Source organism: uncultured Tateyamaria sp., from assembly GCF_947503415.1.
GTDB lineage: Bacteria > Pseudomonadota > Alphaproteobacteria > Rhodobacterales > Rhodobacteraceae > Tateyamaria.
The window spans coordinates 17,656-40,614 of sequence record NZ_CANNDS010000009.1 but is presented as its reverse complement, the minus strand read 5'-3'; the positions used below and the strand labels follow the sequence as shown (position 1 = coordinate 40,614).

The 22,959-nt window shown below is 61.8% G+C and carries 19 protein-coding genes; 14 read left to right on the top strand and 5 right to left on the bottom strand.

Annotated elements, in window-relative coordinates; genetic code table 11:
* Positions 1-137 precede the first annotated feature (137 nt).
* Positions 138-2,768 carry a TRAP transporter permease gene (locus Q1A32_RS23510; RefSeq protein WP_299658316.1) on the top strand — a complete coding sequence of 877 codons (2,631 nt, stop codon included), beginning with the start codon at positions 138-140 and terminating at the stop codon, positions 2,766-2,768.
* Between the two features lie 11 nt (positions 2,769-2,779).
* Positions 2,780-3,205 carry a universal stress protein gene (locus tag Q1A32_RS23505; RefSeq protein ID WP_299658314.1) on the top strand — a complete coding sequence of 142 codons (426 nt, stop codon included), beginning with the start codon at positions 2,780-2,782 and terminating at the stop codon, positions 3,203-3,205.
* Between the two features lie 7 nt (positions 3,206-3,212).
* On the opposite strand, the gene Q1A32_RS23500 is transcribed toward Q1A32_RS23505, so the two are convergent.
* From Q1A32_RS23500 to Q1A32_RS23480, 5 genes are all read right to left on the bottom strand, one after another.
* On the bottom strand, positions 3,213-4,385 hold the full coding sequence (locus tag Q1A32_RS23500) for an ATP-binding protein (RefSeq protein ID WP_299658312.1): 1,173 nt from the start codon (positions 4,383-4,385) through the stop codon (positions 3,213-3,215).
* A 43-nt stretch (positions 4,386-4,428) separates the two neighbouring features.
* Positions 4,429-5,634, bottom strand: coding sequence for a plasmid replication protein RepC (gene repC, locus Q1A32_RS23495; protein ID WP_299658310.1), 1,206 nt, complete (start codon positions 5,632-5,634; stop codon positions 4,429-4,431).
* Between the two features lie 172 nt (positions 5,635-5,806).
* Complete coding sequence (gene repB / locus Q1A32_RS23490; protein WP_299658309.1) at positions 5,807-6,793, bottom strand: plasmid partitioning protein RepB; 987 nt, start codon at positions 6,791-6,793, stop codon at positions 5,807-5,809.
* A 51-nt stretch (positions 6,794-6,844) separates the two neighbouring features.
* Positions 6,845-8,062, bottom strand: a complete 1,218-nt coding sequence (gene repA, locus Q1A32_RS23485; protein ID WP_299658308.1) for a plasmid partitioning protein RepA — start codon at positions 8,060-8,062, stop codon at positions 6,845-6,847.
* Positions 8,063-8,711: 649 nt separating this feature from the next.
* Entirely contained in the window at positions 8,712-11,507 is a 2,796-nt protein-coding gene (locus Q1A32_RS23480; RefSeq protein WP_299658307.1) for a hypothetical protein, read from the bottom strand.
* Between the two features lie 584 nt (positions 11,508-12,091).
* On the opposite strand from Q1A32_RS23480, the gene Q1A32_RS23475 reads away from it, so the two are divergent.
* From Q1A32_RS23475 to sctV, 12 genes are all read left to right on the top strand, one after another.
* Positions 12,092-13,237 carry a hypothetical protein gene (locus Q1A32_RS23475; protein WP_299658306.1) on the top strand — a complete coding sequence of 382 codons (1,146 nt, stop codon included), beginning with the start codon at positions 12,092-12,094 and terminating at the stop codon, positions 13,235-13,237.
* A gap of 6 nt (positions 13,238-13,243) precedes the next feature.
* Positions 13,244-13,978, top strand: a complete 735-nt coding sequence (locus Q1A32_RS23470) for a hypothetical protein (protein ID WP_299658305.1) — start codon at positions 13,244-13,246, stop codon at positions 13,976-13,978.
* Between the two features lie 93 nt (positions 13,979-14,071).
* The gene (locus tag Q1A32_RS23465) at positions 14,072-14,278 is read left to right on the top strand and encodes a hypothetical protein (protein WP_299616175.1); all 207 of its coding nucleotides are present in this window, start codon (positions 14,072-14,074) and stop codon (positions 14,276-14,278) included.
* Complete coding sequence (locus tag Q1A32_RS23460) at positions 14,268-14,930, top strand: hypothetical protein (protein WP_299658304.1); 663 nt, start codon at positions 14,268-14,270, stop codon at positions 14,928-14,930. Before Q1A32_RS23465 ends, Q1A32_RS23460 begins: the two co-directional genes overlap by 11 nt.
* A 104-nt stretch (positions 14,931-15,034) precedes the next feature.
* Positions 15,035-16,315, top strand: a complete 1,281-nt coding sequence (locus Q1A32_RS23455) for a hypothetical protein (protein WP_299658302.1) — start codon at positions 15,035-15,037, stop codon at positions 16,313-16,315.
* On the top strand, positions 16,308-16,487 hold the full coding sequence (locus Q1A32_RS23450; protein WP_299616169.1) for a hypothetical protein: 180 nt from the start codon (positions 16,308-16,310) through the stop codon (positions 16,485-16,487). Before Q1A32_RS23455 ends, Q1A32_RS23450 begins: the two co-directional genes overlap by 8 nt.
* Positions 16,488-16,521: 34 nt before the next feature.
* On the top strand, positions 16,522-18,681 hold the full coding sequence (locus tag Q1A32_RS23445; RefSeq protein WP_299658300.1) for a hypothetical protein: 2,160 nt from the start codon (positions 16,522-16,524) through the stop codon (positions 18,679-18,681).
* Between the two features lie 50 nt (positions 18,682-18,731).
* Entirely contained in the window at positions 18,732-18,977 is a 246-nt protein-coding gene (locus Q1A32_RS23440) for a hypothetical protein (protein WP_299616165.1), read from the top strand.
* A 75-nt stretch (positions 18,978-19,052) separates the two neighbouring features.
* Positions 19,053-20,027, top strand: a complete 975-nt coding sequence (locus Q1A32_RS23435) for an FHA domain-containing protein (protein ID WP_299658298.1) — start codon at positions 19,053-19,055, stop codon at positions 20,025-20,027.
* Positions 20,005-20,421, top strand: coding sequence for a hypothetical protein (locus tag Q1A32_RS23430; protein WP_299658296.1), 417 nt, complete (start codon positions 20,005-20,007; stop codon positions 20,419-20,421). Before Q1A32_RS23435 ends, Q1A32_RS23430 begins: the two co-directional genes overlap by 23 nt.
* Positions 20,418-20,789: a hypothetical protein gene (locus Q1A32_RS23425; RefSeq protein ID WP_299658294.1), complete on the top strand. Its 372-nt coding sequence runs from the start codon at positions 20,418-20,420 to the stop codon at positions 20,787-20,789. The genes Q1A32_RS23430 and Q1A32_RS23425 overlap by 4 nt, the downstream gene beginning before the upstream one ends.
* Positions 20,786-22,954 carry a type III secretion system export apparatus subunit SctV gene (gene sctV / locus Q1A32_RS23420; RefSeq protein WP_299658292.1) on the top strand — a complete coding sequence of 723 codons (2,169 nt, stop codon included), beginning with the start codon at positions 20,786-20,788 and terminating at the stop codon, positions 22,952-22,954. The genes Q1A32_RS23425 and sctV overlap by 4 nt, the downstream gene beginning before the upstream one ends.
* The last annotated feature ends 5 nt before the right edge of the window (positions 22,955-22,959 follow it).

Here is a 22,959-nt window from a genome sequence, read left to right as displayed (position 1 = left end):
GGCCAAAGCCTACAAAGAACTGGGCTTGATGGAATAAGCCTCCAAGACCAAGCGCCCGGGGCCCACGCCCCGGGCGTTTTTGATTTATCTATTTGAACCAGCAGACGGGCACCAAAAGCCCGCGCCGGAGGGACAAGATGACAGACCAAAAAGCCACCGTGGACCAGACCGCTGACGATCTGGTGGCCGAGGCCGATACCGGCGCGCGCAACCCCTCTGCCGCATGGCAGGCCAAGCTGATCATCGGCACCTGCATCGCATGGTCCCTGTTCCAGCTTTACATCGCCTCCAAAGTGCCGGGCATCGTGGCGCAGGCCACCGGAATGGGCATCTTCGCCAACATCGTGGCCCAAGCCCGTTTCGTCCACCTCGCCTTTGCCATCATGCTGGCAACGCTCGCTTTTCCCCTGTTCAAGACCTCCCCCAAGGACCGCATCCCGATGTACGATTGGGTACTGATCCTGCTGGGCGTCGGCTCCTGTCTCTACCTCGTGGTCTTCCGCTTCCAGATCGCGGACCGTCCGGGGCTGTGGAGTACATCTGACATCGTCATGTCCTCCATCGGCATGGTGGTCTTGCTGATCGCGGTCTACCGCTCGCTGGGCCTGCCACTGGTCATCATCGCCACCTCGTTCGTCGCCTTCGCCTTCTTCGGCGGATACTCCGAATGGGCGCGCGAAATCACGAACTACGGCGGCGCGTCCCTGTCCAAAGCCTTGGGCCACTACTGGATGCAGACCGAAGGCGTGTTCGGCGTCGCCCTGGGCGTCTCCACCTCCATGATCTTCCTGTTTGTGCTCTTCGGCGCCCTGCTCGACCGCGCAGGCGGCGGGTCGTGGTTCATCAAGGTCGCCATCGCCCTTCTGGGGGCCCTGCGCGGCGGCCCGGCCAAGGCGTCCGTCCTGTCATCCATGCTCACCGGCATGATCTCGGGCTCGTCGATCTCCAACACCGTGACCACGGGCACATTCACCATCCCCCTGATGAAGCGCATCGGCTTCCCCGCAGAAAAGGCCGGCGCGGTCGAGGTGGCGTCCTCCACCAACGGCCAGCTCACTCCGCCCGTGATGGGGGCCGCGGCCTTCCTCATGGTCGAATATGTCAACATTCCCTATATCGACGTGGTCAAACACGCCTTCCTGCCTGCCGTGATCAGCTACATCGCGCTGCTCTATATCGTGCACCTCGAAGCACTGAAAATGCAGATGCAGGGCCTGAAAAAGGCGGGCCGCCATATCGGCCCCGTCCTGATCCTGATCCTGTTCCTGTCGGGCTTCATTTTCCTCGGGGCCTGCACCTTCGTGATGATCGGCCTGCGCAGCGTACTCGACAATTTCATGACCGAAAGCGTGTATGGCGCGGTCGTGATTGTGGCACTGCTCTACCTCGTTCTGGTCTATTTCGCCTCCCGCTACCCGGATGTGGCGATGGACGACCCCGACGGCCCGCTCGAGGCGCCACGCCTCACCCCGACCCTGCTGGGCGGGGCTTATTTCGCCCTGCCGATCTTCATCCTCGTGTGGAACCTCATGGTCCGCACAGACAGCCTTGACCGACTGTCGCCGTCGCTCTCGGCCTTCTGGGCCACCATCTTCATGATCGTGGTCGCCCTCACCCATCGCCCGCTCAAGGCGATGTTCCGGGGTGAAGGCTTCGGCAGTTCCACCATCCAAGGCTGGCGCGATTTCATCGACGGTCTGATCCTTGGCGCACGCAACATGATCGGCATTGGCGTCGCCACCGGGGCCGCTGGCGTGATCGTCGGCACCATCAGCCTCACCGGCGCGCATCAGGTCATCGGTCAGGTGGTCGAGGTCATCGCAGGCGGCAACATCTGGATCCTCCTGATCCTCGTCGCGATCATGTCGCTGATCCTTGGCATGGGCCTGCCCACAACGGCCAATTACATCGTTGTGTCCTCGCTCATGGCACCGGTGATCCTGACGGTCGGCGCACAGGCGGGCTACATCTTCCCGCTGATCGCGGTGCACCTTTTTGTGTTTTACTTCGGTATCTTAGCTGATGATACGCCGCCCGTGGGGCTCGCGGCCTATGCGGCGGCGGCCATATCACGCGGTGACCCGATCAAGACCGGTGTCCAAGGCTTCGCCTACGATATCCGCACGGCCCTCCTGCCCTTCCTGTTCATCTTCAACACCGACCTGCTGTTGATCGACGTAGGCTTTGCCAAGGCGATCCTCGTCTTCTTCATCTCCCTAATTGCGATGCTCCTCTTCGCGGCCGCAACCCAAGGATATTTCATCGCCAAATCCCGCACATGGGAAACGGTCGCCTTGCTGGGCATCGCCTTCATGCTCTTCAGGCCGGACTTCCTGCTGGACCAAGTCAGCGAGAAATACCAATCCGCCTCTGGCCCCGCCGCCATCGAACTGATGGCCAGCGCAGACACCGACCGCGAATTGCGTGTGGTGATCGAAGGGCCAGACTTTGACACCGGGCGCATACGACCCACGACCATCACGCTCCCGGCGATCAGCGGCGATGCCGAAGGGGCGCTTGATGCCCAGGGGCTGACCGTGCTGCCCGACGGCGACGTTCTGGCCATGGACGAACCCTTCCCCGGCACGCCGTTCTTCGAAAGCCTCGGGAACGAATACGACTTCTACGGCGACACGCCCGTCCAGATCACGCAAGTGCAGATCGAAAACGAGCGGATGCCCAAAGAGCTTTTCTTCATCCCCGCCCTGCTGCTTCTGGGCGGGCTTGTCCTGATCCAGCGCCGCCGCGCCACGCAACCTGCATTCTAGGGAGAGATCACATGTTCAACACATTGCTTCTCGCCGTCGATGTGAACGCATCCGAAGGGGCCGTCCGCAGCGCGCAAGCCGCGATATCCATGGCACGCGCCGAAGGGGCCACGCTCCACCTGCTGAACGTGGTGCCCGACAACGGCATGGCGATTGTCAGCGCGTCGCTTGGTCCCGATCACGTCAAACAGGCGCTCGCAGCGGCAGAGGCCGCCCTGTCCGCATGGGCCAAGGCAACGATCCCGGATGATGTCACCTACAAGGCGCACATCGCCGAAGGCACCGTTTATGATCAGATCATCCGCGCCGCCAATGCGCTTGAGATCGACGCGATCATCGTCGGCGCGCACAGCCCGGAACTGAAAGACTACCTGATCGGCCCCAACGCGGCGCGCGTGGCCCGTCACGCCACACAATCCGTGTTTGTCGTTCGGTAACAGTCGCTTACAGGGTGCGTAACCGGTCAATGGCGGCGGACAAGGGCATGGCACGCAACCCGCCCTGCCCCGGCACCTCACGCTCGGCGGCATAGACCAGCAGCCGTTCGGCCACGTCCAACTCGTCCGATGCGATGTGAAAGCCCCGGCTGACCTTGGGCGACGTGGTGCGCTTGACCTCAACCGCCCACAGGCGCTGATCGGGCAATTTCAGGATCAGATCAATCTCCGCCCCGGCTGAGGACCGGTAAAAACTGGCCTCTGTCCCACGCGGGGCAGCGGCAATCAGGTTCTCGATGCAGAACCCTTCCCACGACCCGCCAACCACCGGGTGTCCCAACAGCGCCTCTTGCGTCTCAAGCCCCAAAAGCGCGTGTGTCAGACCCGCATCGCGGATGTAGACCTTGGGCGATTTCACCAGCCGCTTGCCCGCATTGGCGTGCCAGGGGGGCAGACGCCGCACCAGCATCAGATCCACCAGCACATCCAGATACCGCGCCACGCTTTGGCCCGAGACACCCAGTCCAGCGGCAATCTTGGCTGCATTGATTAGCCCGCCCTGCTCGTGCGCGAGCATCGTCCAGAACCGGCGCAACGTCTCTGCCGGAATGCGCAGGCCAAGGGCCGGAATGTCCCGCTCCAGATAGGTGCGGATGAAATCCTCGCGCCAGGTCAGGCTGTCCCGGTCCGAATTGCTCAGAAAACTGTCCGGAAATCCGCCCCGCAGCCACAGCCGCGCCAGCGCGCCCTGCCCCACCTCATCCAGCGTAAATGGCGTCAATTCATGGTAGCTGACCCGCCCGGCCAGCGACTCCGCGCTTTGTTGCAACAGCGTGTTGGACGCCGATCCCAGCAGCAGGAATTGCCCCGTCCGGTGCCCCGCCCTGCGCCGCCGGTCGATCTGTCCACGCAACGCGCCAAACAGGCCCGGCATCAGCTGCACCTCGTCAATGACGACCAGTTTGCCCACCTGTTCATCCAGATACAGGTCCGGCTCTTCGAGGATCTGCCGATCCGCCGCCCGCTCCATATCCAGATAGACAGCCTCCCGCGTCTCTGCGATGTCCTGGGCCAGCGTGGTCTTGCCCACCTGACGCGGCCCCAGCAGGACAACACCCGCTTGGCTGTCCAGCGCGCGTTCAAGTTTGGCAAGATGGGTTCGGCTAATCATACCTTGCATTTATTCCACCCCATGGAAGATTTGCAAGGTCTATGGCAGCCAATCATGCCGCCATCTCACTCAACCGACCAAAGAAACTCCGCTCCAGATGCAACTCCCCTGCCCCGGCTTTCTCGGCCATCCCGCGCAGATACCCACCCGGTGACGTCACCTCGCCGGTATGCACCTTCTCGAACACAAGCGCCAATGCCGCCGCCGCCGCGGGCCTGCCCATTTGCGCCTGCGCCAAGGCCCATGCCGGTTCCGAAACACCAATCATCGGTCTCAATTCACCCGCCACGCGCACAAAATCATGCCAATCGCGGATATACCCGCCGAGGTTCCGCCCCCAAGTGGCAAATTCGGGACAGGCCTGCAGGATCACCGGCAGATCAACACTCACTCCACCCTTGTTAGAGCCTGTTTTCGCGCCATCCACAGGCACCACCCGCTCCTGATCCGGCGCCACGGTCCCGGCTTCCTCATTTTCAGAGGAATTACAGGTTACAGAATGAAGTTGTTTTGTAATTGGTATGTGGGGGTCAGAATTGACCTCCCTGGGGGCCATATTCTCAGTCTTGATGTTCTCGATGCACATCTTTTCCACACGCGCCAGCAGTGCCCTGAACCGCAATGCCAGCGCCTCCAGCACCTCAGATCCCGTACGCGGACCCGGAAGACGGGCCAAGAGCGCCTCGAACGCATCCCAAAGCCCAGACAGCCCCCTGCCCTCCTGCACCGCCTCAAGGCGCGCACGAATGCTGCGGCGGGCAATGGTGATCTGGCGCTTCAAACGCTGACACAAGGCCCGCTCCTCGGCCAAGGCCGCAGCCAGCGCCTCGAATTCGGACACACGCGCACTCAACGGCGCCAGATCAAAGCCGTAGGCCTCCACAATCACACCGTCCGCATCCCGACGCCCCCAACGCTTGCCATTGGGACTGTCGCGAAAAGTCACCACACCCACCTCGACCAACCGCCGCGCGTGACGTTTGAGGGTCGACAGGGAAAACCCCGTCCGCTCCATCAAAAACGCATTCGACGCCCACACGATGGGCCGCCTGCCCGCCTCCCAGTCCTGCGGCTGGGTAAAGGCCACAAGCGTGTCTAACAAAAGCAAATCAGCCGCTTTCAGACCAATATGCACACCCACCCGCTTCACCGCGACACTGCACTGTGTCCGGGCACTAGAATTCTGTTCGCCGTCTCGGGCCAGCTGATCCGCGTGCCCAAGCGCCGGCGTCGGCTTGCGCCAACCGCTCTGTGTCATGCCTGTATTTCACCTCCGTGGTTATGAGAGGCAAAAGGGCTCCGTTCGCCAAAACGACGTCTTTTCGTTGACAGTGATTCGCGAGGGCGGTATCCAAAAGGTGTCTAATCTACGGATAAGCTCTCGGGCCGGATCGGCTTGGGGGCTTTTCTTTTGCCTCAGGTCATGTCGTCTATCTCTCCTTCGATCGAGACAGAAAATCCGCGTAAAGCCGGTCGAGGTTGTCGGATAGAAACTCCCCGAACGCTGCGGAATCCTTGGATGTGAGCGAGATGCTGTAGGCACGGCCAGACCGGCCCACCACACCCTTGATACGGCCCTGCCCCGCAGTCCACGTGCGCTTGGGCATCGTGCCCCGCGCCGCACTGCGCTTGGGCAATGTCCCCGCCTTCAACACCTGGCTGTGCAGCAGCTCGAACCGTGCATCGCTGTTGGCCCTGGCAAAGGCCTCGGTCTTGATCACGCGGTACGCAATGCCCTGATTGGCCTCGTCCGCCATCATCTTCTTGAACTCTTCCCACCGGTCACGGCCCACCTGCTTGGCCGGGCCAATGGCATCGATGACCAGCTCCGGCACCGTTTGCGACACCGACAGCAGCCGCGACAGCAAGGACGCATCAACGGTCAGCGCCTGCTGCACAACCTCCTTGTCCTGCCCGTGATCGACCAGGTTCTTGGCGAACTGCGCCTTTTCGATAAAGGACAGATCGGCGCGGGCGGTGTTCTCCTGCCCCTGCGCCAGCACGTGGGCCACATCGTCCATCTCCTTGACGACGGCACGGACAGGACGCCCGAGGGCATGGGCCACGCGCACCCGGCGATGCCCAAAGACAACCATATAGCGGCCCGGCTCATCCGGGTGCGGACGCAACAGCACAGGCGTGTCCTGACCACTCGCCGCAATCGACGCCTTCAACTCCTCAAACGCCTCGTCATCGCCGCTCAGACGATCACTGACAAATGACGCATCGACCAAGTTAGGGTCTAATTCGACAATGGTTTCGCCTTCCAGCAAGCGCTTGGAATTCTCGGCCAGACTGTCGATGGACACTTTCATCGACTTCGACGCACCCCGCATCGCATAGCTGGATCGCCCACTGCCCGCAGGCGTGTCCGCCGGTTGTCCGATCACGGATTTCAACAGGTCTTTTCGTGCCATGTCGCCCTCCTCTTTCTTGCGGTCAAACCCGCGCCTGCACGGCTGTCATACTCATGCGCTGTCCCGCCCCCACGCTTCGTGCACAAGGCCGGTAATCTCATCGTTCACGGCGTTCAGCGACGTGATCGCCCGGTCATAGGTGGACCGGACAAACTGGGACCGTTCCACCTCGTACAGGGTCTGTTTCGTGATCCCCGCATCCGAAATGGCGGTGGACTTCACCATCTGCGCTTCCAGCATCTGGTTCGGAAACATCGCCTGCAAGAACCCGACCATCTGCTTTTGCGGCCCGTCCGTGGGTTCAAACCGCGTCACCAGATAGCGGAACCATTGCAGCCGCATCTCGGCCCCCGCCTCGCGGATGGTTTGCAGGATGCCACCCAGCATCAACAGAAACTGGCTCATCGACATCACGTCCAGCATTTGCGGATGCACCGTGATCAGAACGGATGTGGAGGCCGTGAGCGCCGTCAACGTCAGATACCCAAGCTGCGGCGGGCAATCGATCACCACGATATCGTACTGATCCTCGACCTCTTCCAATGCCTTGGAAATCCGGGTGAAGAACGCGCGCCCTTCGGACGGGTCACTGCTGGTCAGCGCCACGGGCGTGTCATACTCGTATTCCTGCAGGTCCAGGCTTGCGGGCACGATATCGAGATTGGGAAAGTTCGTGGGCCGGATCACCGCGCTGATTGGCTGGCGCTCATCATCATAGCGCAACGTCTCGTACAGCGACAAAACAGAGTCTAACTCGGGCTGAATGCCGTGCAGCGCGGTCAGCGACGCCTGCGGGTCAAGATCCACGGCCAGCACACGATGCCCCTTGAGGGCGAGGTGCTGCGCCAGATGCGCCGCCGTCGTTGTCTTGCCCGAACCGCCCTTGAAGTTCACGACCGAGATGACATGCAGGTCCTCACCGTCCGTCCGGTGCGGCAGATACTGCCGTTTGCCCGGACGGCCATGCGCATCCAGATAGGCGCGCAGTTCCAGCATCTGTTCCGCTGAATAGGACCGGCGGCCAGAGGCAGAGGTTTCGGGCGCAGGCCCCTTCCCTTCCAGATGCAGCTTCTTGATCGTCGATTGCGTGACGCCCAGGTAATACGCAACCTCGGCCAGCGAAAATTGCCGTAGACCCTTTTGGGCATTCGGGGGATACTGTTCCTGACGCAAGATGTTGAGCCTGTCGGAAATCAGCTCTCCCTGTCGGAGAATGATCTCGTCAAAGGACATCTGCCCCGCGTCACCGCCAAACGGTGCTTCTCGCATTGTGTCGCCTCGCCTATTACCGCTTTTAACGCGGTTTCTATCTTTAAACTGTGACTACCCCGGAAGTGACTTATCCACAACGATTTTCTTTGCGGCAGGTCTCAGCATGGCATCGGTCTGCAAGACCACTAGAGGCAGCAGACTGGCCGTTTCAGGCTACAACATCTGGGAACACACCAGCATGACGGGTGAGCGTTCGTCAGCACCCAGTTTCACTGAAAATCACGCAACATACTGTAACTAAACGTTTATCCAGATTTGCACGGCTGTCAAAAACCTTTGCGACACCGTTCTGTCAAAGCGCGACACGCACAAAACCCAACCTTCCAGCCATCCCGGTCCTCGAAACTCACATAGCCCAGATCGTCGAGGGCAACGCGTATCGATGCGCCCTCGAAATACCCCCAGCAGGACGTCCGAACCACTCAGAATCACCACCGATTCTCTGAGACGGGGCAGGGCAGGGCGCACACGTCTCTCAGAACCAAAAAGGGCGCAAACAGCCCGAACCGACTGCTTGCGCCCAACCAAAAGGTCGCGGCGGTAAGGGGGAGGGGACCCTACACCTGACCCTCGGGTGAACCCATATTCGCCTCGCGCTGTTGCGGCGTGGTCGCGATGGCGCCCGTGCCGGTCCAAAGCGGTCATCTCAGCCCACATCTGCCAGCTCATACGTGACATCCCCGATGGTGGCGGGCGGCGTCTGCTCGCCAAAGAACCCTTGGGATTGCAGGAAGCTCAGGCCAACGCCCAGCAGCGGACCAAGGTCGCCGGACTCGATCGCTTCGCCGATCTTCGTGGCGTCTGCACCGCCCAGAAGCAGTTGGGTTGTGCCCTGATCGCTGACAGACGCCCCGAGCAGGAAGACCCCTTCGGCCACCTCGAAGGCAGAGCCGCTTTCGATCCCGTCGACCACCATGATCCCCGCCTCGACGGTGTTGGACAGCTTGGCAAATTCGATCGGCAACCCATCAAGGCCAAAGAGCCCTTCGGCCTGCGCGCCCGCTGCGGTCAGCACCACGTTCTGGGCGAAGTTCTCCCAGTCGCCATTGATGGCGGCAGCGCCACCCTGAAGGGCAGGGGCCACCCATTTGGGCGCAAGCGCCTGTCCGGCCCCGCCCGCGCTGCCAGCCGAGGCCACGGCGGCCCCGGTCATCAGCGCGTTGGTGAAGGACACATTGTCGTTGGCGACGTCATAGGCAAAGCGTGCTGCGGCCCCGGCAATCGCCGCCGGTGGGAACACCGCACCCACGGCCATCAGCACGGTCGAGAGCGTGCCCAGCCACGACAGTTTCACGCGCACTTCGGGCGGGATCTGTTGCAGCGCGGTGAACCCGCCCTGACCGTCCGAAGCAAAGATGCCTTCGATGTTTTCGGCGTCCCCGGTCAGGTTGATCTGCGCCAGAATGCTGCCATCGGTGTCGTAGGCGACCAGCTTGTCATCGTCGATCAATTGCCAGCCTTCGGACTGCATCCCCTCGAGCATACTGGGGTGACGCAGAACGACCGTGTCGTTCTCGAAAATCTCGTCTCCGTTCATCCACATCCACGACGAGGCGCTGTCTTCGAGGCCGAAATTGCCCCGGAATTCAGGGCCGATATCCACATAGTCATTGCCATCGCCGGTGCGGACGATGTTGCCGACATTCTGGCCGTTGAAGACAAGTGTGTCGTCATCGTCCCCTGCCCGGATAACGCTGTTGGTGACCTGCCCGTTGAAGATCAGCGTGTCGTCATCATCGCCTGCATGCAGGTGGAAACCGTCCACCAGACTGCCGGCTTGGGCGTTGAATTCCAGCTCGTTGTGGTCTTCGATATTGCCGTTGAGCAGGGCCGCACCCGCCTGCAATCCAAAGAACGTTTCGCCATCGGTTTCGGCATTGAGGTTCATCAGCGTGCCGTTGCCCACGATGATCGCGTTGATCCCTTCGTCGGTGATGATGTGGGCATTGGCGTTCTCGCCGCTGAAGGCGATGATGCTGTTCTTTTGACCCTGCACATCGACCGAGTTGCTGGACTGGTCATCCGTGTCCGTGATGGTCAGCCCGTCGGTGCCGTTCGCGGTGATGACGGAGCCGCCGGCACCGGTGGAAATGTCGGTGTTGTTGGTGTCGGACAAGGCGACCGTGGTGTCGCCGGACCGGGTCTGGACAGCGGCGCTGTCGCCGCCCACCACAATGACGTTGGTGTCGCTGATTTCCGTATCATCCACGACGCTTGCATGATCTGCATTGACCACGAATACGTCGCTGCCTGTGGTAAATTCGGGGTGCATCAGGTCCATTGCTTCGCGGAACATGGCGCCACCGTAGCCACCCGGATCCTTGCGGCTGTTGTCGTCGATATCAAAGCGGTTCATGCCACCCACATGCATGCCGCGGGCCGGGTGTTTTTCGTCCCAGCCAAAGACCCGACCCAGCACGTTGACACGGTCCTGAGCGTCGTGGTCCCTGAGCACGCGGGACATGGTTTCGAAGGTGATGGTCATGCTTTCCGACGACCGGACCTTCTTGCGACTGCGCCCTTTTCTGGACGTGTGCCCGGTGCCCTTGGCGTGGTCGCGACCGTCGCGGAAGTACTCAAGTTCGACGTATTTGTGGGCGTCGCCGTGCTTCAGCTTGGTTTCCATCCAATCAAGAAACGCGTTGCCATCGGCGTCGTCCTTGCTGCCGTCCACCTCAAAGAAAAACTCGCCCTTGCCGTCGTAGTAATCGAATTCGAGGGTCAGTTTGTCCTGGTGCTTGAGCGTCCAGTTCATCAACAGCTCGTAAAAGCCGGTGCTGTGGCCGAAGGATAGCAGATGCAGGGCCGCAAGCTGGTCGGCGGCTGGTCCGGTTTCGAGGGTGAACCCACGGGCCAGCGTGTCGACGATCTGGTCCTCGGTCTGGGCCAGAAGCTCTTCGAGGGCAAGTTTGCCCTGGCTTGAAAACTCGACCACACCGCCCCCGGCATCGACCATCTTTTGCAGGGCTGTCAGCAGCACCTCGTTGGCGGCATATTCCGCTTCTTGTTCTTCGGTGATCAGCCCGGCGACGACCCATTCGTTGAGCAGGGAAATGGCGCCTTCGGTGGCGCTGCTGACCTTTGTCACCGCTTCGCCGTTCAGGGTCACTTGGGCACCTGATGTGGTTTGGTGCGGCGTGGAGGCTGCGGCCCCCACGGTCAGGGGCCGTCCTTCGAAGCGGCCGATGTTGATGTAGTGCAGGGCAGCGGCCATCACGTCGGTCCCAAGCTCTTCCTGCAGGTCGGGATTGGCGGCCAGATACGCCTCGGCGGAGAAGGTGATGTCGCGCCCTTCGGTGTGCCCTTCGTTCTGGTAGTGCGCGTTGCCAGCCGCCACATTCCCGCCGAAGCTGTTTGCCAGGTCTTCGAAACTTGCGATGTATTCGAGCGAGTCAATCTCGCTCAGTCCGGGGTCGGGGGGGAGTGCAACATCTGTGGACATGGTCGGCCTCGCTCTCATGCAACTGGCCCTGAAGCAGGGTCAGGGCAGAGCGTGCAAGCTGGTCCTTTCGAGCACCTTACGTCCGATTTCTGCGCCGCGGTAAGTCTGGCGTAAGGCAGCGGGCCTAGTCCGGGGTCAGTACGCGGAATTTGTGTAAGGCGACCCGAGGCACATGGCAGCACATGACCCACATCGACGGCAGGGACGGACCAGCACCGCCCATGCCGTGCTGTGTCGATGTGATGCCCTGACCCGGGTCGATGCCAGTTCCGGCCCTCCTGTGTAACCCGAAGCGAAGGCCGGGACGGGATGGCGTAACTTCTCTCCATAGTTGCGCCATCCCGCGCCGTTCAGAGCTCCGTGAGCGTTTGGATGCACTGTCCAGCTTGTGGCAAGTCTTTCGCATTCGGCGGAGCTGTGCCCCAGCACAAATCCGGTATTATGTTAAATACCCATAATCATCCAAAGCGCTTCGGCAAGTTGCCGCCTGTATTTCAAATTCCTGCAAACGGCGGATTTTGGGAATGCAGGATTATCGGTCAGGTTGTGTTTTTACCGTTCCCACAAGAAGAGTGAGAGCCTTGATGACAGACCAGCTGCGTGCGCCCCAGATCAGGTTTGAAACAATCGAAGTGCATGCGCTGCCCGCACTTGCCCAAGCCGAGGCCCGTCTGCATGACGCCCTCAGGCACCGTCTGAACGACAAGATGGCCGTGCACACGATGGATGCCAGTGCGCAGCGTCTGACCCATACGCGGTTTCTGAACCTGCCCGGTCAAAAGGCCGAGCGCACCAACAAGAACGAGGCGTTGGATTACATTGCCGACGCGGAGGTGCGCCTTCGGGATGATCGCCCGGCGCGGGTCATGTGTTCTCCGGCGGCGAAGTGGCTGTCTGTGGATCATCTCTATTCCCGTCAGGACCGCGCCCAAAGCTTTATCCTGAACGAGTTCTTGCGCCCGCATATGGGATCGGACGAGTTCATGGTGTTTCGCAGTGAATTGCCCGGTGGTCGGTTGCTGGCGAATTACGTGTGCATGTCCCTGCGCGATCTGACCCCCGCCGTGCATGCGCAGATTGATAACTACCGCCGTGTCAGTGAAAGCGTGACCCTGCGCGAGGCCTTTGGGCTGACGCCGGGCGTTGTAAATGGTTGGCAGGACGATTCTGTGTATCTGAATGAAAATGTGGGCGTTGTGGCCTTTGACGACTGCGGAGCCGTAACCGAGATGAACGCAACCGCGTCGGCCATAGTCGCTGATACCCAGACCCTTGTGATCCGGTCGGGCCAGTTATGTGCCCGCGATCCGATCAGCGACCGTCACCTGCAGGCCGTTCTGGCGCTTTTGCATCGTGACGAGGGCATCGCCACCCCCAAAAGTGTTATTCTGCGGGACGCCTTTGGCCGGGAGCGTGTGCGCGTGGCCCTGGTGCAACTGACCTTTGAGACCGACGATCTGCGCCCGCAGCGGATGCCCGTGCTGTTGCTGCGTGATCTGGCCGATGTGGGCACCGCCGATGTCGATGCCTTGTCGCGGATGTTTGGTCTGACCGGGGCCGAGGTTCGCTTGGCGGGTCTGTTGGCCGGTGGTCTGACGATCCCCGAGATCATGCTGCGCACCGGCCTGAGTGCATCCACCTTGCGCGCGCATCAGCGTGCATTGGGCGAAAAGCTGTCGGTGCAGGCGCAGGCCGATTTGCCCCGCCTGTTGCGCGCGTTCTCGCGTTAGGTCGGGATGACCGGACACGGAAACGGGCGCATCGCCGACGCATCGGCCTTTCTGCTTGAAGTGTGGAACGGGTTTCGCACCTGGCCGGATGTGTCCAGCGTGCTGTTGCTGCGGTGGTTTCATGACAATCAGGTCAGCGACACGCAGGTGTTTGGCCGCATGTCCCCTGCCTTTGCGACGGAGGCGGCCGCCGTGCCCGGTCTTGAGGACGGGCGCAGTGTGCATGCGGGCGTGTTGCGCCAGCGTCAGTCCATCGCGCCCCCCATGGGCGGCGGTGTCGGGATCGTGGCGCAGGTGCGCGCGGGCCGCATCGACGCGGTCGAGGAGCGGTTTGGCACGTTGCTGGACGAGGTGCTGTTGTCCCTTGCCCAATCCCAGGAACGCCAGCTTGATATTGCCCTGAGCCAGTTTGACGGCACCTTTGCCATCTTTCCCGACAAGGCCCGGTTTCTGGCCACTGGTCCCGGTGTTGTCCTGTCCATCAATGACGAGGCCGAGGATGCGCTGCACCGTCTGGGCATAGAGATCGACGCGCAGAACCGGTTGCAGGCGGCGACCCCGCAGGCGCGGGATCTGGTGCGTGCCTGTGATCTGGCACGCGGGGCAGGGGGCCTTGATGTGGTGCGCGATGAGGATGCGCAGATCGTCGCCACCTACACGGTCAAGTCCGTGACGGGCCGTTGTGCGGTGTCGGGCGCACCCTTGCCGCTGGCCGTGCAGGTCGAGTTGCGGCTGATCTGAGCCCGGTCGTCAGGTTCCCGAAAGGTCGCCCCCGAACACTGGTTCCTGTCGCGGCCCCATTCCCGGTGTCCGCATTGGCAAGGACACAGCATCATGTCGTCAGACATTCCTGCAAGCATTCGGCCCGCCGACGCCGTTCAGAACGAGCGGCAGGACCCGGCCTTTGATCTGTCAGAGCTGGAGGACGGGCGCCGCCCCGCCGAGATCGCCCGCCAGAAGCGTTTGAAGCTGCAGGCCCGGCAGGCCCGCCGACGCAAGGCCGAAGCCGCGAAACAGAAGGGGCCCAGAGATGGGTCCTGATCTGCGGGCCGCGGTGGCTGCATTGTTGTTGAGCGCGGGCACGGCTCAGGCCGAGGACATCTGGGTCGCGATCTATGATCAACCCATCAAAGGTGTGCTGGCCAATGTCAGCGCTGCTTACGGCATTCCGGTTATGTATGATGACACGCTGAAGGGCAGGGTGCGCAATGTCACTGGCCGCTTCAGCGCCAAGGACCTGCTGACCCGCATCGCGGCGGAGGCGGGCCTTGTGTGGTTCGATGATGGCAATGGCGTGCATGTCACCAAGTCGTCCGATGTCAGATCTTTTGTCATCGACACGGCACAGGTGTCGCCCGACGCCTTGCAATCCTCGATGCAGCAATTGGGCTTTTACGATGCCCGGTTTCCCATCTTTCTGGATGTCAAGACCGGCATGGGGCTGGTGTCTGGCCCGCCCCGCTATCTGGAACTGGTGCGCAATTCCTACGCCATGCTGGCCAAGCGCACCGTGGACGTGGCCCGCCCCCAAAAGCGCCGCATCGCGGTGATGCGCGGCGGCAGCACCCAGATCTGGAACGGCATCGTGCCCAAGAAAGACCCGGCACCCGCGCCCGTTGTGGCACCCCCCATCCCCGACGAGGGCACCGCCCAGACAGAGAAACCTGTTGAGACGGACGGGGAAAATGGCTGAGCGCGCGTGTCGTCAGATAGCCGAAAGGCAAGTGGCCGACGCTGTCTGTGCAATCTCCGGAGAATCAATGCGCCGGACAGAAATACACAAGATGGAGAATGATCATGGCTGATGGACTTGAAGCAATTGATGCCGCGTTCAAAAGCATGGATGCGGCTCTGACTGCGGCGTCGGAACGGTTTGCGCCCGGCACCACACCCCAGGAGCTGGCCGATGCCGAGGTCGCGGGGCAGCTGACGGATCAGGATCAGATCAAGTCAGACCTCAATTCCGACTTCAGCGAGCTGGTGATGGAATACAACGAAGCCGGCGAAGCGCGCGGTGAGTTGCAGGAGGCCCGCGAGGAATACCAGGAAGCCCGCGATGATGTGCAGGATACACGGGGCCGGTACCGCGAGACCGTTGATGCGTACCGCAACGGCGATGCGTCCATCGATGATGTTCAGGCCGCAGCCGACATGTACCGCGACGCCCGCGAGGTCCGCAGCGATGCCCGTGAAAGCCGGGGCGAGGCGCAGGATGCGTTTGAAGAGGAGCGCGGCGAGTTTTTCGAGATGCGCGGTGAGTTCATGGGGGCGATCCGCGAGGCGGAGCGCAACGGCGTCGACACGTCCGAGCTGCGTGAACAGTTCGACCAGTTCACCCGCGACTTCGCACCTTTTGAGTTCGAGCCGATGCCCGGTGATGCCAATGGCGACTTGGTCGTCGATGGCAAGGACGCCGTGGGCGGTGTGGGCGATGCGTCGGAGCTGCCCCCCGGTGTCGAAACCGTGGCCGAGTGGATTTCGGACTTCATCGACGCCGCAAAGGAAGAGATGGCCGCCAAGGGCGATCAGTTCGACGGCAAGGAGTTCGCCGAGACTTACGACTTCTCCCAGTTCGCAGGCGAAGACCCGGTTCTGGTGCAGACCTTCCTTGATACGTTGCAATCGATGTCGGATCGCCCGCTTGATCTGCCCAGTGCGGCAGAGATCACCGGGCAGGACCCCACCGACTTTGTCCCGGCCACCACGGCTTCGACTGATACGGGCACGTCCGGCGGCAGCACGGATGGAGATAACAGCGCGTCATCGGTCGATGCGTCGACCGCAACGGATGGTGTGGACGACCCGCTGGCCGGTCTTGACCCCGACAGCCGGGCCATTGGCACCCTGCTTGAGATGCTGGTTGCCGCAGGCGGTGATCCCGCCGCGATGGACTTCAGCGCCATCCAGCAGATGATCGAAGACGGCACGCTGACCGAAGCGCAATACGAAAGCTTCCGCGGTGTGGTCGCACAGGCCAATCCCGACACCGCCGCCCAGCTGCCCTCCTTTGGCGCGATCGCCAGCGGGTCGGTCGCTGATGCCTCGACCACCGAAACACTGGAGCCGGCAGATGGATGAGATGGACGTCACCAATGACACCGAAACAACTGGCATTTCCTACGATGACCTCGACCCGGATTCCCAGAAAGCGGTCGGCATGATGGCCCTGAATCTGGGCATGACCATGCTGGGCGACATCAAGGATTTTCAACAGGAGATGGACGAATACCTCGACGAAATTGGCAGCTGAATTACCGCCGCAGACAGATGATAGGAGAGATCACATGACAGATATCGGCATCAATACGGGCGACGCGAATACCGTCGGCTGGGTCCCGGAAAGCAATCAGGACAGGCAATATATCTTTGGCAAGTCCACGGCCCAGCAGATCGGTACGCTGATCGAACAGATCGAAACAGCTGCCACTGCCGACGGAGGTGTCGTGCGCGTGGATTCGGCGGCCTACAACAAGCTCAAGGAGCTGAAGCTGCTGGTCACAGAGTTGACCATGAGTTCGACTGTCGGGTCCTCGAACCCCGGTCAGATCAATGTGAACGGCCGCAATGTCGTCGCCGAGGCACAGGAAGTTATTGGCAAGATACTGGGTGATGTGGAGGATGGCCACAACGTGTCCCTTGGCCAGATGACTGACCTGTTCGGCATTCAATGGAGCCTCGACACCGGTCTGTTTGCCAATGGCAGCCAGATCACCAACAGCAACCTCAGAATGCGCGACACCACGGGCGACACAACCGCCCCCGGCACGACGCCCGAGGTGACGACGCCCCCAACCGTCGAGATGCCGGAACAGTCACCTGTGGGCGACAGCCTGATTGACCGGGCCCAGGCCCTGTTGCGTGATGCCATTGCAGCAGACAGCTTTGACGTCAAGACCGCGCTGTTCGATCAGGCCATGGCGCTGCTTGAGCAGGACGTGGCCGTCGGTCAACCGGCGCCTGTCCCTGATCCGGTACCCGCCCCGGCCCCATCGCCTGACATTGGCACCGTGCCTGACGCGGGCATTCCGAACGCCACGTGGGACAACCTGCAGTCGCTGGAATACATCGCCAGCCATCCTGACCTGATGGATGCCTATGGCACCGATGTCGGGCAGGCCGAGGTGCACTACAACGCGACCGGCAATGACGAAGGTCGCCGCATCACATTCTCGGCTGCCGACTATCTGGCGGCGAACCCCGATCTGCAGGCCGCCTTTGGCGGTGATGTGGGTGCCGCCGCGCGACACTACATCGAGACCGGACGCAATGAAGACCGCGTTTTGTCCCCCGATGATGTGGGCGTGCCCGATCAGAACTGGACCAATGTGCAGGCCCTTGAATACATCGCCAGCCATCCGGATCTGATGGACGCCTATGGCACTGACGCGGGGCAGGCCGAAATCCACTATGGTGCCGCCGGTGAAGACGAAGGGCGTTTGATCACCTTTTCGGCCTCGGATTACCTCGCCGCGAACGCGGACCTGCAAGAGGCCTTTGGCGACGATCTGGCAGCGGCCGCGCAGCACTATATCCAGACAGGCCGCTATGAGGGTCGCGTGTTGGCGCCGGGTCAGGCCCCTGATCCAGAAACCGAAATGGTGTCCGTGGGCGAGTTCTTTAGCCGCGACAAGTTGATGGGTGCGCTGTCCACGGAAGATGACCGTGGTCTGACCATCGGCCGCGGTGAAGACACGCCCGACAACTGGGGCATCGGCTTTACCGACACGGGCGAGATCGACAACACCGCCGTTGTGACCTTCGACTCTGGCGAGAGCTATGAGAACGGTGTCGTGACGTTGGCCAATCTGGAGGCTGACAGCGACGGCGTGCAGGAAACCGCAACCGTGCGTGCCTACAAAGATGGCGTGATGGTCTGGGAGAAGGAGGTCCGTGGCGACAATGACGGCGTACAGACCTTTGCCGTGGATGCCGCGTTCGACAAGCTGACCTTCACAACCGAAAACGCGTCCGACACGTCCGACTTCTCGATCCTCGAGGTGCAGGGCTACAATTCCGAAGTGCAGCAAGTGGCCCCGGCCCCAAGCCCAGATGAGCCACCCGTGGTCGAGACGCCCGACGAGGAGCCGGACACCACGCCCCCCGACAACAGCGACGGCGACACCGATCTGGTCCTGTCCGAAGAGATGACGCGGTTCCTGGCCGAGCTTGATATCCTCGAGGACATCACGCGGCAAAGCGGGTCGTCGGGGCTGCTCAACCAGGTTCTCGATCTGGTGTCCCAGTCCATCGAGACCAGCCGCGAGACCAGCGATGGCGGGCAGGGCACCAGCTTTGCCGAGTACCAGCAACTGCGCGCATCAGTCGACGCGCTTTACGCCGACATAGTCGGCATGAGCGGCGAACTGAGCGATCCGAGTGCGGCAGTCGACGCAATCGCGCAGGCCCTTATCCAACTGACCAACCTGATGGCGGGCGACGAATAGTCGGCCGTCGTTGAACACGAAACCACCAACCTCAACGATGGAGAGAAACTATGTCAGCAACTGATGTCCCACAACTTGGCGATCAAGCCGCAGCAGACGAAGTCCCGAACACCACCGGGTCTGCCGTCGGTGACAGCGGCACGGCCGGTGTCGGATCCGGCGACTTTGATGCCGCCGTTCAGAAGATGATCGAAGCCTTCAACCTCGCGACGGAACGCAACATCTATCTGCGGACCCTCACGACCGAGTTGGGCACGATCCTCAACGCGGCCAAAAAAGACGTCAACCCGAAGTAATCGGTCTTGGCAGACGCGATGCCGGTGGGTTCCGGCATCGCGCTTTTCTGTTCTGCACAATTCGGAGGATTGGCCGTGGCCCGACATCGTCGCAAAGACAAGGACACCCATGTCACGCTACGCGTCGAAACCGGGCGTCATGCGGGGGCCGAACTGGTTCTGGACCCCGGCCGCCACAGCCTTGGCAATTCGGTCGACACGGATATTGTCCTGACCGATCCCGGCATCGCCAAATCCCATGCCCGCCTTGATCTGGGCCCCGAGGGGTTGCGGATCGTGGCCGTTGAAAGCCCCGTGACCCTTGTGGATCAGGGTGTGATCGAACCCGGCTATGGCACCGGTGTGTATGGTCAGAACGAGATACTTCTGGGCGATGTGAGGCTGCGCATTGCAGCACCTGACCGCCCACCGCCACGTATGTTTTCAGGCCGCACCCGCGCCGCTGTTCTGACCGCCTTTGTGCTGGTCCCGGCGCTGCTGCTTCTGGCCTCTCAAATCTACACCATCGAGGATGTGTGGGCTGCGACCCGCACCGGGCCTGCACCTGCGCCCGTGATCCGGGCCGAGCCTGCGCCCGTGGACCGCGTGGTGCCCAATGCCGGGGCCCGCATCGGCGTGGAGGTTCTGCGCGCGCGGCTGGACGGCGCGGGGTTCGAGGATGTGACATTGCGCGAAACCGGCGGCTCCATCGCGCTGAGCGGGCGGCTGCCCCAAAAGCGCAAGGGCGCGTGGACCCGTTTCCGCAATGAACTTGACACCGCCTTCACCGGGGCCGTGCTGAGCACCAGTGGCCTTGTGTTCTACTCCGACCGTACGGATGTGCCCAAACCCCCTGTAATAGACTCTGTTTGGGTCACCGACACGCCCTTTGTCGTCATCGCGGGGCGCAAGCATATCGCCGGATCCTCTGTCGGCAAAACGTGGCGCGTGACGGACATCGCGCCGGGCGCTGTCACATTCCTGAACGGCACTCGCAAGGTTGTCGTAAGGCTGCGCGGCTCAACTGAGCAGACACAGGGGGTTCAGGATGGTTCGGGTCAATCCAAATAGCCGCGATGCGCAACGCTTATCAACGGATCGGTCCGCCACGGATCGCCCCATCGACCGCGTCAGCGAAGCGGATTTCTTCGAGGTCGGCCGCGCGCCCATTGCCCGCGATATTGACGAGACCCCCAAGCCGAACCTGACCCCCGGTCTGACCGCGCTGCCCGGTGGCAACGCCAATCTGGCCTTGCTGGCCGCCAAGCTGATGGCCGCCGAACCGCGCGATGATGCGCAATTTGCCATTTCAGAGATGCGTGTGGCCCTTGATGGCGTCATCGCCACCATTGATGCGCTGCCCAACCCCTCGCGCGCGGACCGTTATGGCCGCTGGGTCGTGGCCGGAGAGTTGCGCAAGCTGGCGCATCTCGAATCCTTCCTGAACGGGTTTTTGAAAGGATGAGCGGCCTGAGCGAAGCACAACGCGCCCTTCTGACCCTGCTGGCCGAGGTCTATTATGATGTGGACCGCCCCAAGCGCGCCCTTGCGCTGGCCAGCCTTGCCGCCACGGGCCTTGACCCCCGCCCCGTGCGCCTGACCCGCCTGATCCTCAAGGCGCGCATGCAGATCGGGGACTACAACCACGTTCTGGACGACATCGACACGCTGCTGGAGCATGAATACGACGCGACCGAGCTGGCCTTTGCCCTGTCGGTGCAATCCACGCTGCTGCGCCGCCGGTCAGAAGCCCGCGCCGCGCGCGAGGTGTGGGCCCAGCTTTTGTCCTTGTGCAAAGTGTCCGGCCTGTCGGTCGAGGATGTGATCCAATGATGTCGCTGCTGGCCCGTTTGCCCCGCTCTGCGGATGTGTCGGTGGGGCTGCTGCTGTTTCTGGTTGTTCTGCTGATGATCCTGCCCATGCCGACCTTGCTGGTCGATGGGCTGATCGGGTTGAACTTTGGCGTGGCAATCCTGCTGCTGATGACGGGTATCTATGTGACCAGCCCGCTGTCGCTGTCCTCCTTGCCGGGGATCATCCTGATTTCAACCGTGTTCCGGCTTTCCCTGTCGGTGACGACGACGCGCCTGATCCTGGCCGAAGGCAATGCGGGTGCCATCGTCGACACTTTTGGCAGCATCGTTGTGGCGGGCAATGTGATTGTGGGTCTGGTTGTGTTCCTGATCATCACCATCGTGCAGTTCATCGTGGTATCGAAAGGTGCCGAACGGATTGCAGAAGTGGGCGCGCGCTTCACGCTGGATGCGTTGCCGGGCAAGCAGATGGCCATCGATGCCGAGCTGCGCAATGGCGACATCGACAACGATCAGGCCCGCGCAAAACGTCTGACCCTGGAACGGGAAAGCCAGTTCTACGGGTCGATGGACGGGGCCATGAAATTCGTCAAGGGCGACGCCATTGCCGGTCTGATCATCATCGTCATCAACATGGTCGGTGGCCTGATGATCGGGATGGCGCAGTTCGACCTGAGCTTTGGCGATGCGCTGTTGAAATACACCTTGTTGACGGTGGGCGACGCGCTGATCACACAGATCCCGGCGCTTTTGATGTCGATCACGGCCGCCGTCATCGTCACCCGCGTGAAGTCCGACAAGCAGCGCAATGTGGGGGCCGATATCAGCGCGCAGATCCTGTCGGACCCGCGTGCCATTTCGCTGGCCGCCTTCGCCGTCTTTGTCATGGGTGTGCTGCCCGGCTTTCCCACCACCATCCTGCTGAGCATTTCCGCCAGCTTTGTCGTGCTGGCCTATTTCGTGGCGCTGCGGCAGGGAAGGGAGGCCGAGGAAGAGGCCGCCGAGGCGGCGCTGGACTTGGCCCCGGATACGGTGGGGGCGGTCGGTGATCCCGTTGTCGATCCCGGATCGCCCATTGGCGATGCGGCCCTGTCCCATGTGGTGTTCGAGATGGCGGCGGACCTGACCAAAGCCTTTTCCCCGGACGAGCAACGGCGCATCGTGGCCGAGATTTCAGCGCGCGTGCGGCAGGAGACGGGCCTGACCTGTTGTTCCATCGCCGTGCGCGAAGACACGCGCGCCGAGCCGTCGACCTACAAGCTGGTCATTGACCATGCGACCTATCTTTGGGCGTCCGTCAATATCGGTGCGGTGTTCGTGAACCACGGCGAGGAAGCGCTGCGCATTCACGAGATCCCCTTTGACGTCACGCGTGCATCCCCCTGGAAGACCCGACTGGCCGTCGAGCGCAGCCATGAAAACGCGGTGCGCGACACCGGCCTGACCGTGCTGAGCCCGCTGGCCGTGGTGATCGAGGATCTGGGCGACGCGCTTGTGCGCAATTATGGCCGCTGTGTCGGCATTCAGGAGACCAAGGAAATCCTGACGCTGGTCGAGGAACGTTCGCCCATGCTGGTGGGCGAAGTGCTGCGCGGCATTCCCATCCAGACCGTCACCGAAGTGTTCCGCCGCCTGCTGGATGAACGCGTGTCCCTCGACAACATGCGCACCATTCTTGAGACGCTGGTGGCGTGGACCGGCAAGGAGGACAACCCGCTGGCGCTGGTCGAATATTGCCGCGTGGCCCTGCGCCAGCAGATCTGCGAACGCTTTGCCAATGCCCGCCGTGTGCTGCCCGCCATCGTGCTGGAACGCGACACCGAGGAGTCCTTGCGCGAAAATATCCGTGAGACGGCGATGGGGTCATTCCTTGTGCTGAACGAAAACATGTCGGCCAGCCTTGTCACGGCCCTGCGCAAGCAGATGGACAACCTTGAGAACTCGCGCCGGCAGCCGGTGCTGATGTCCTCCATGGATATCCGCCGGCATCTGAAGACCTTTTTGAACCGCAACGCGATGGACCTTGCAGTTATGTCGTTTCAGGAGGTGAGCGACGACTTCACGATCGTGCCCACCAACACGCTGCGCTACAACGCCCGCAAGAAATCCATTGCGCTGACCCAAAGCAGTCACGGCAAGGCCGATCCGGTCACGCCCGCCCCTGTTCCGCAGTCTGTCGTTTAATGGAG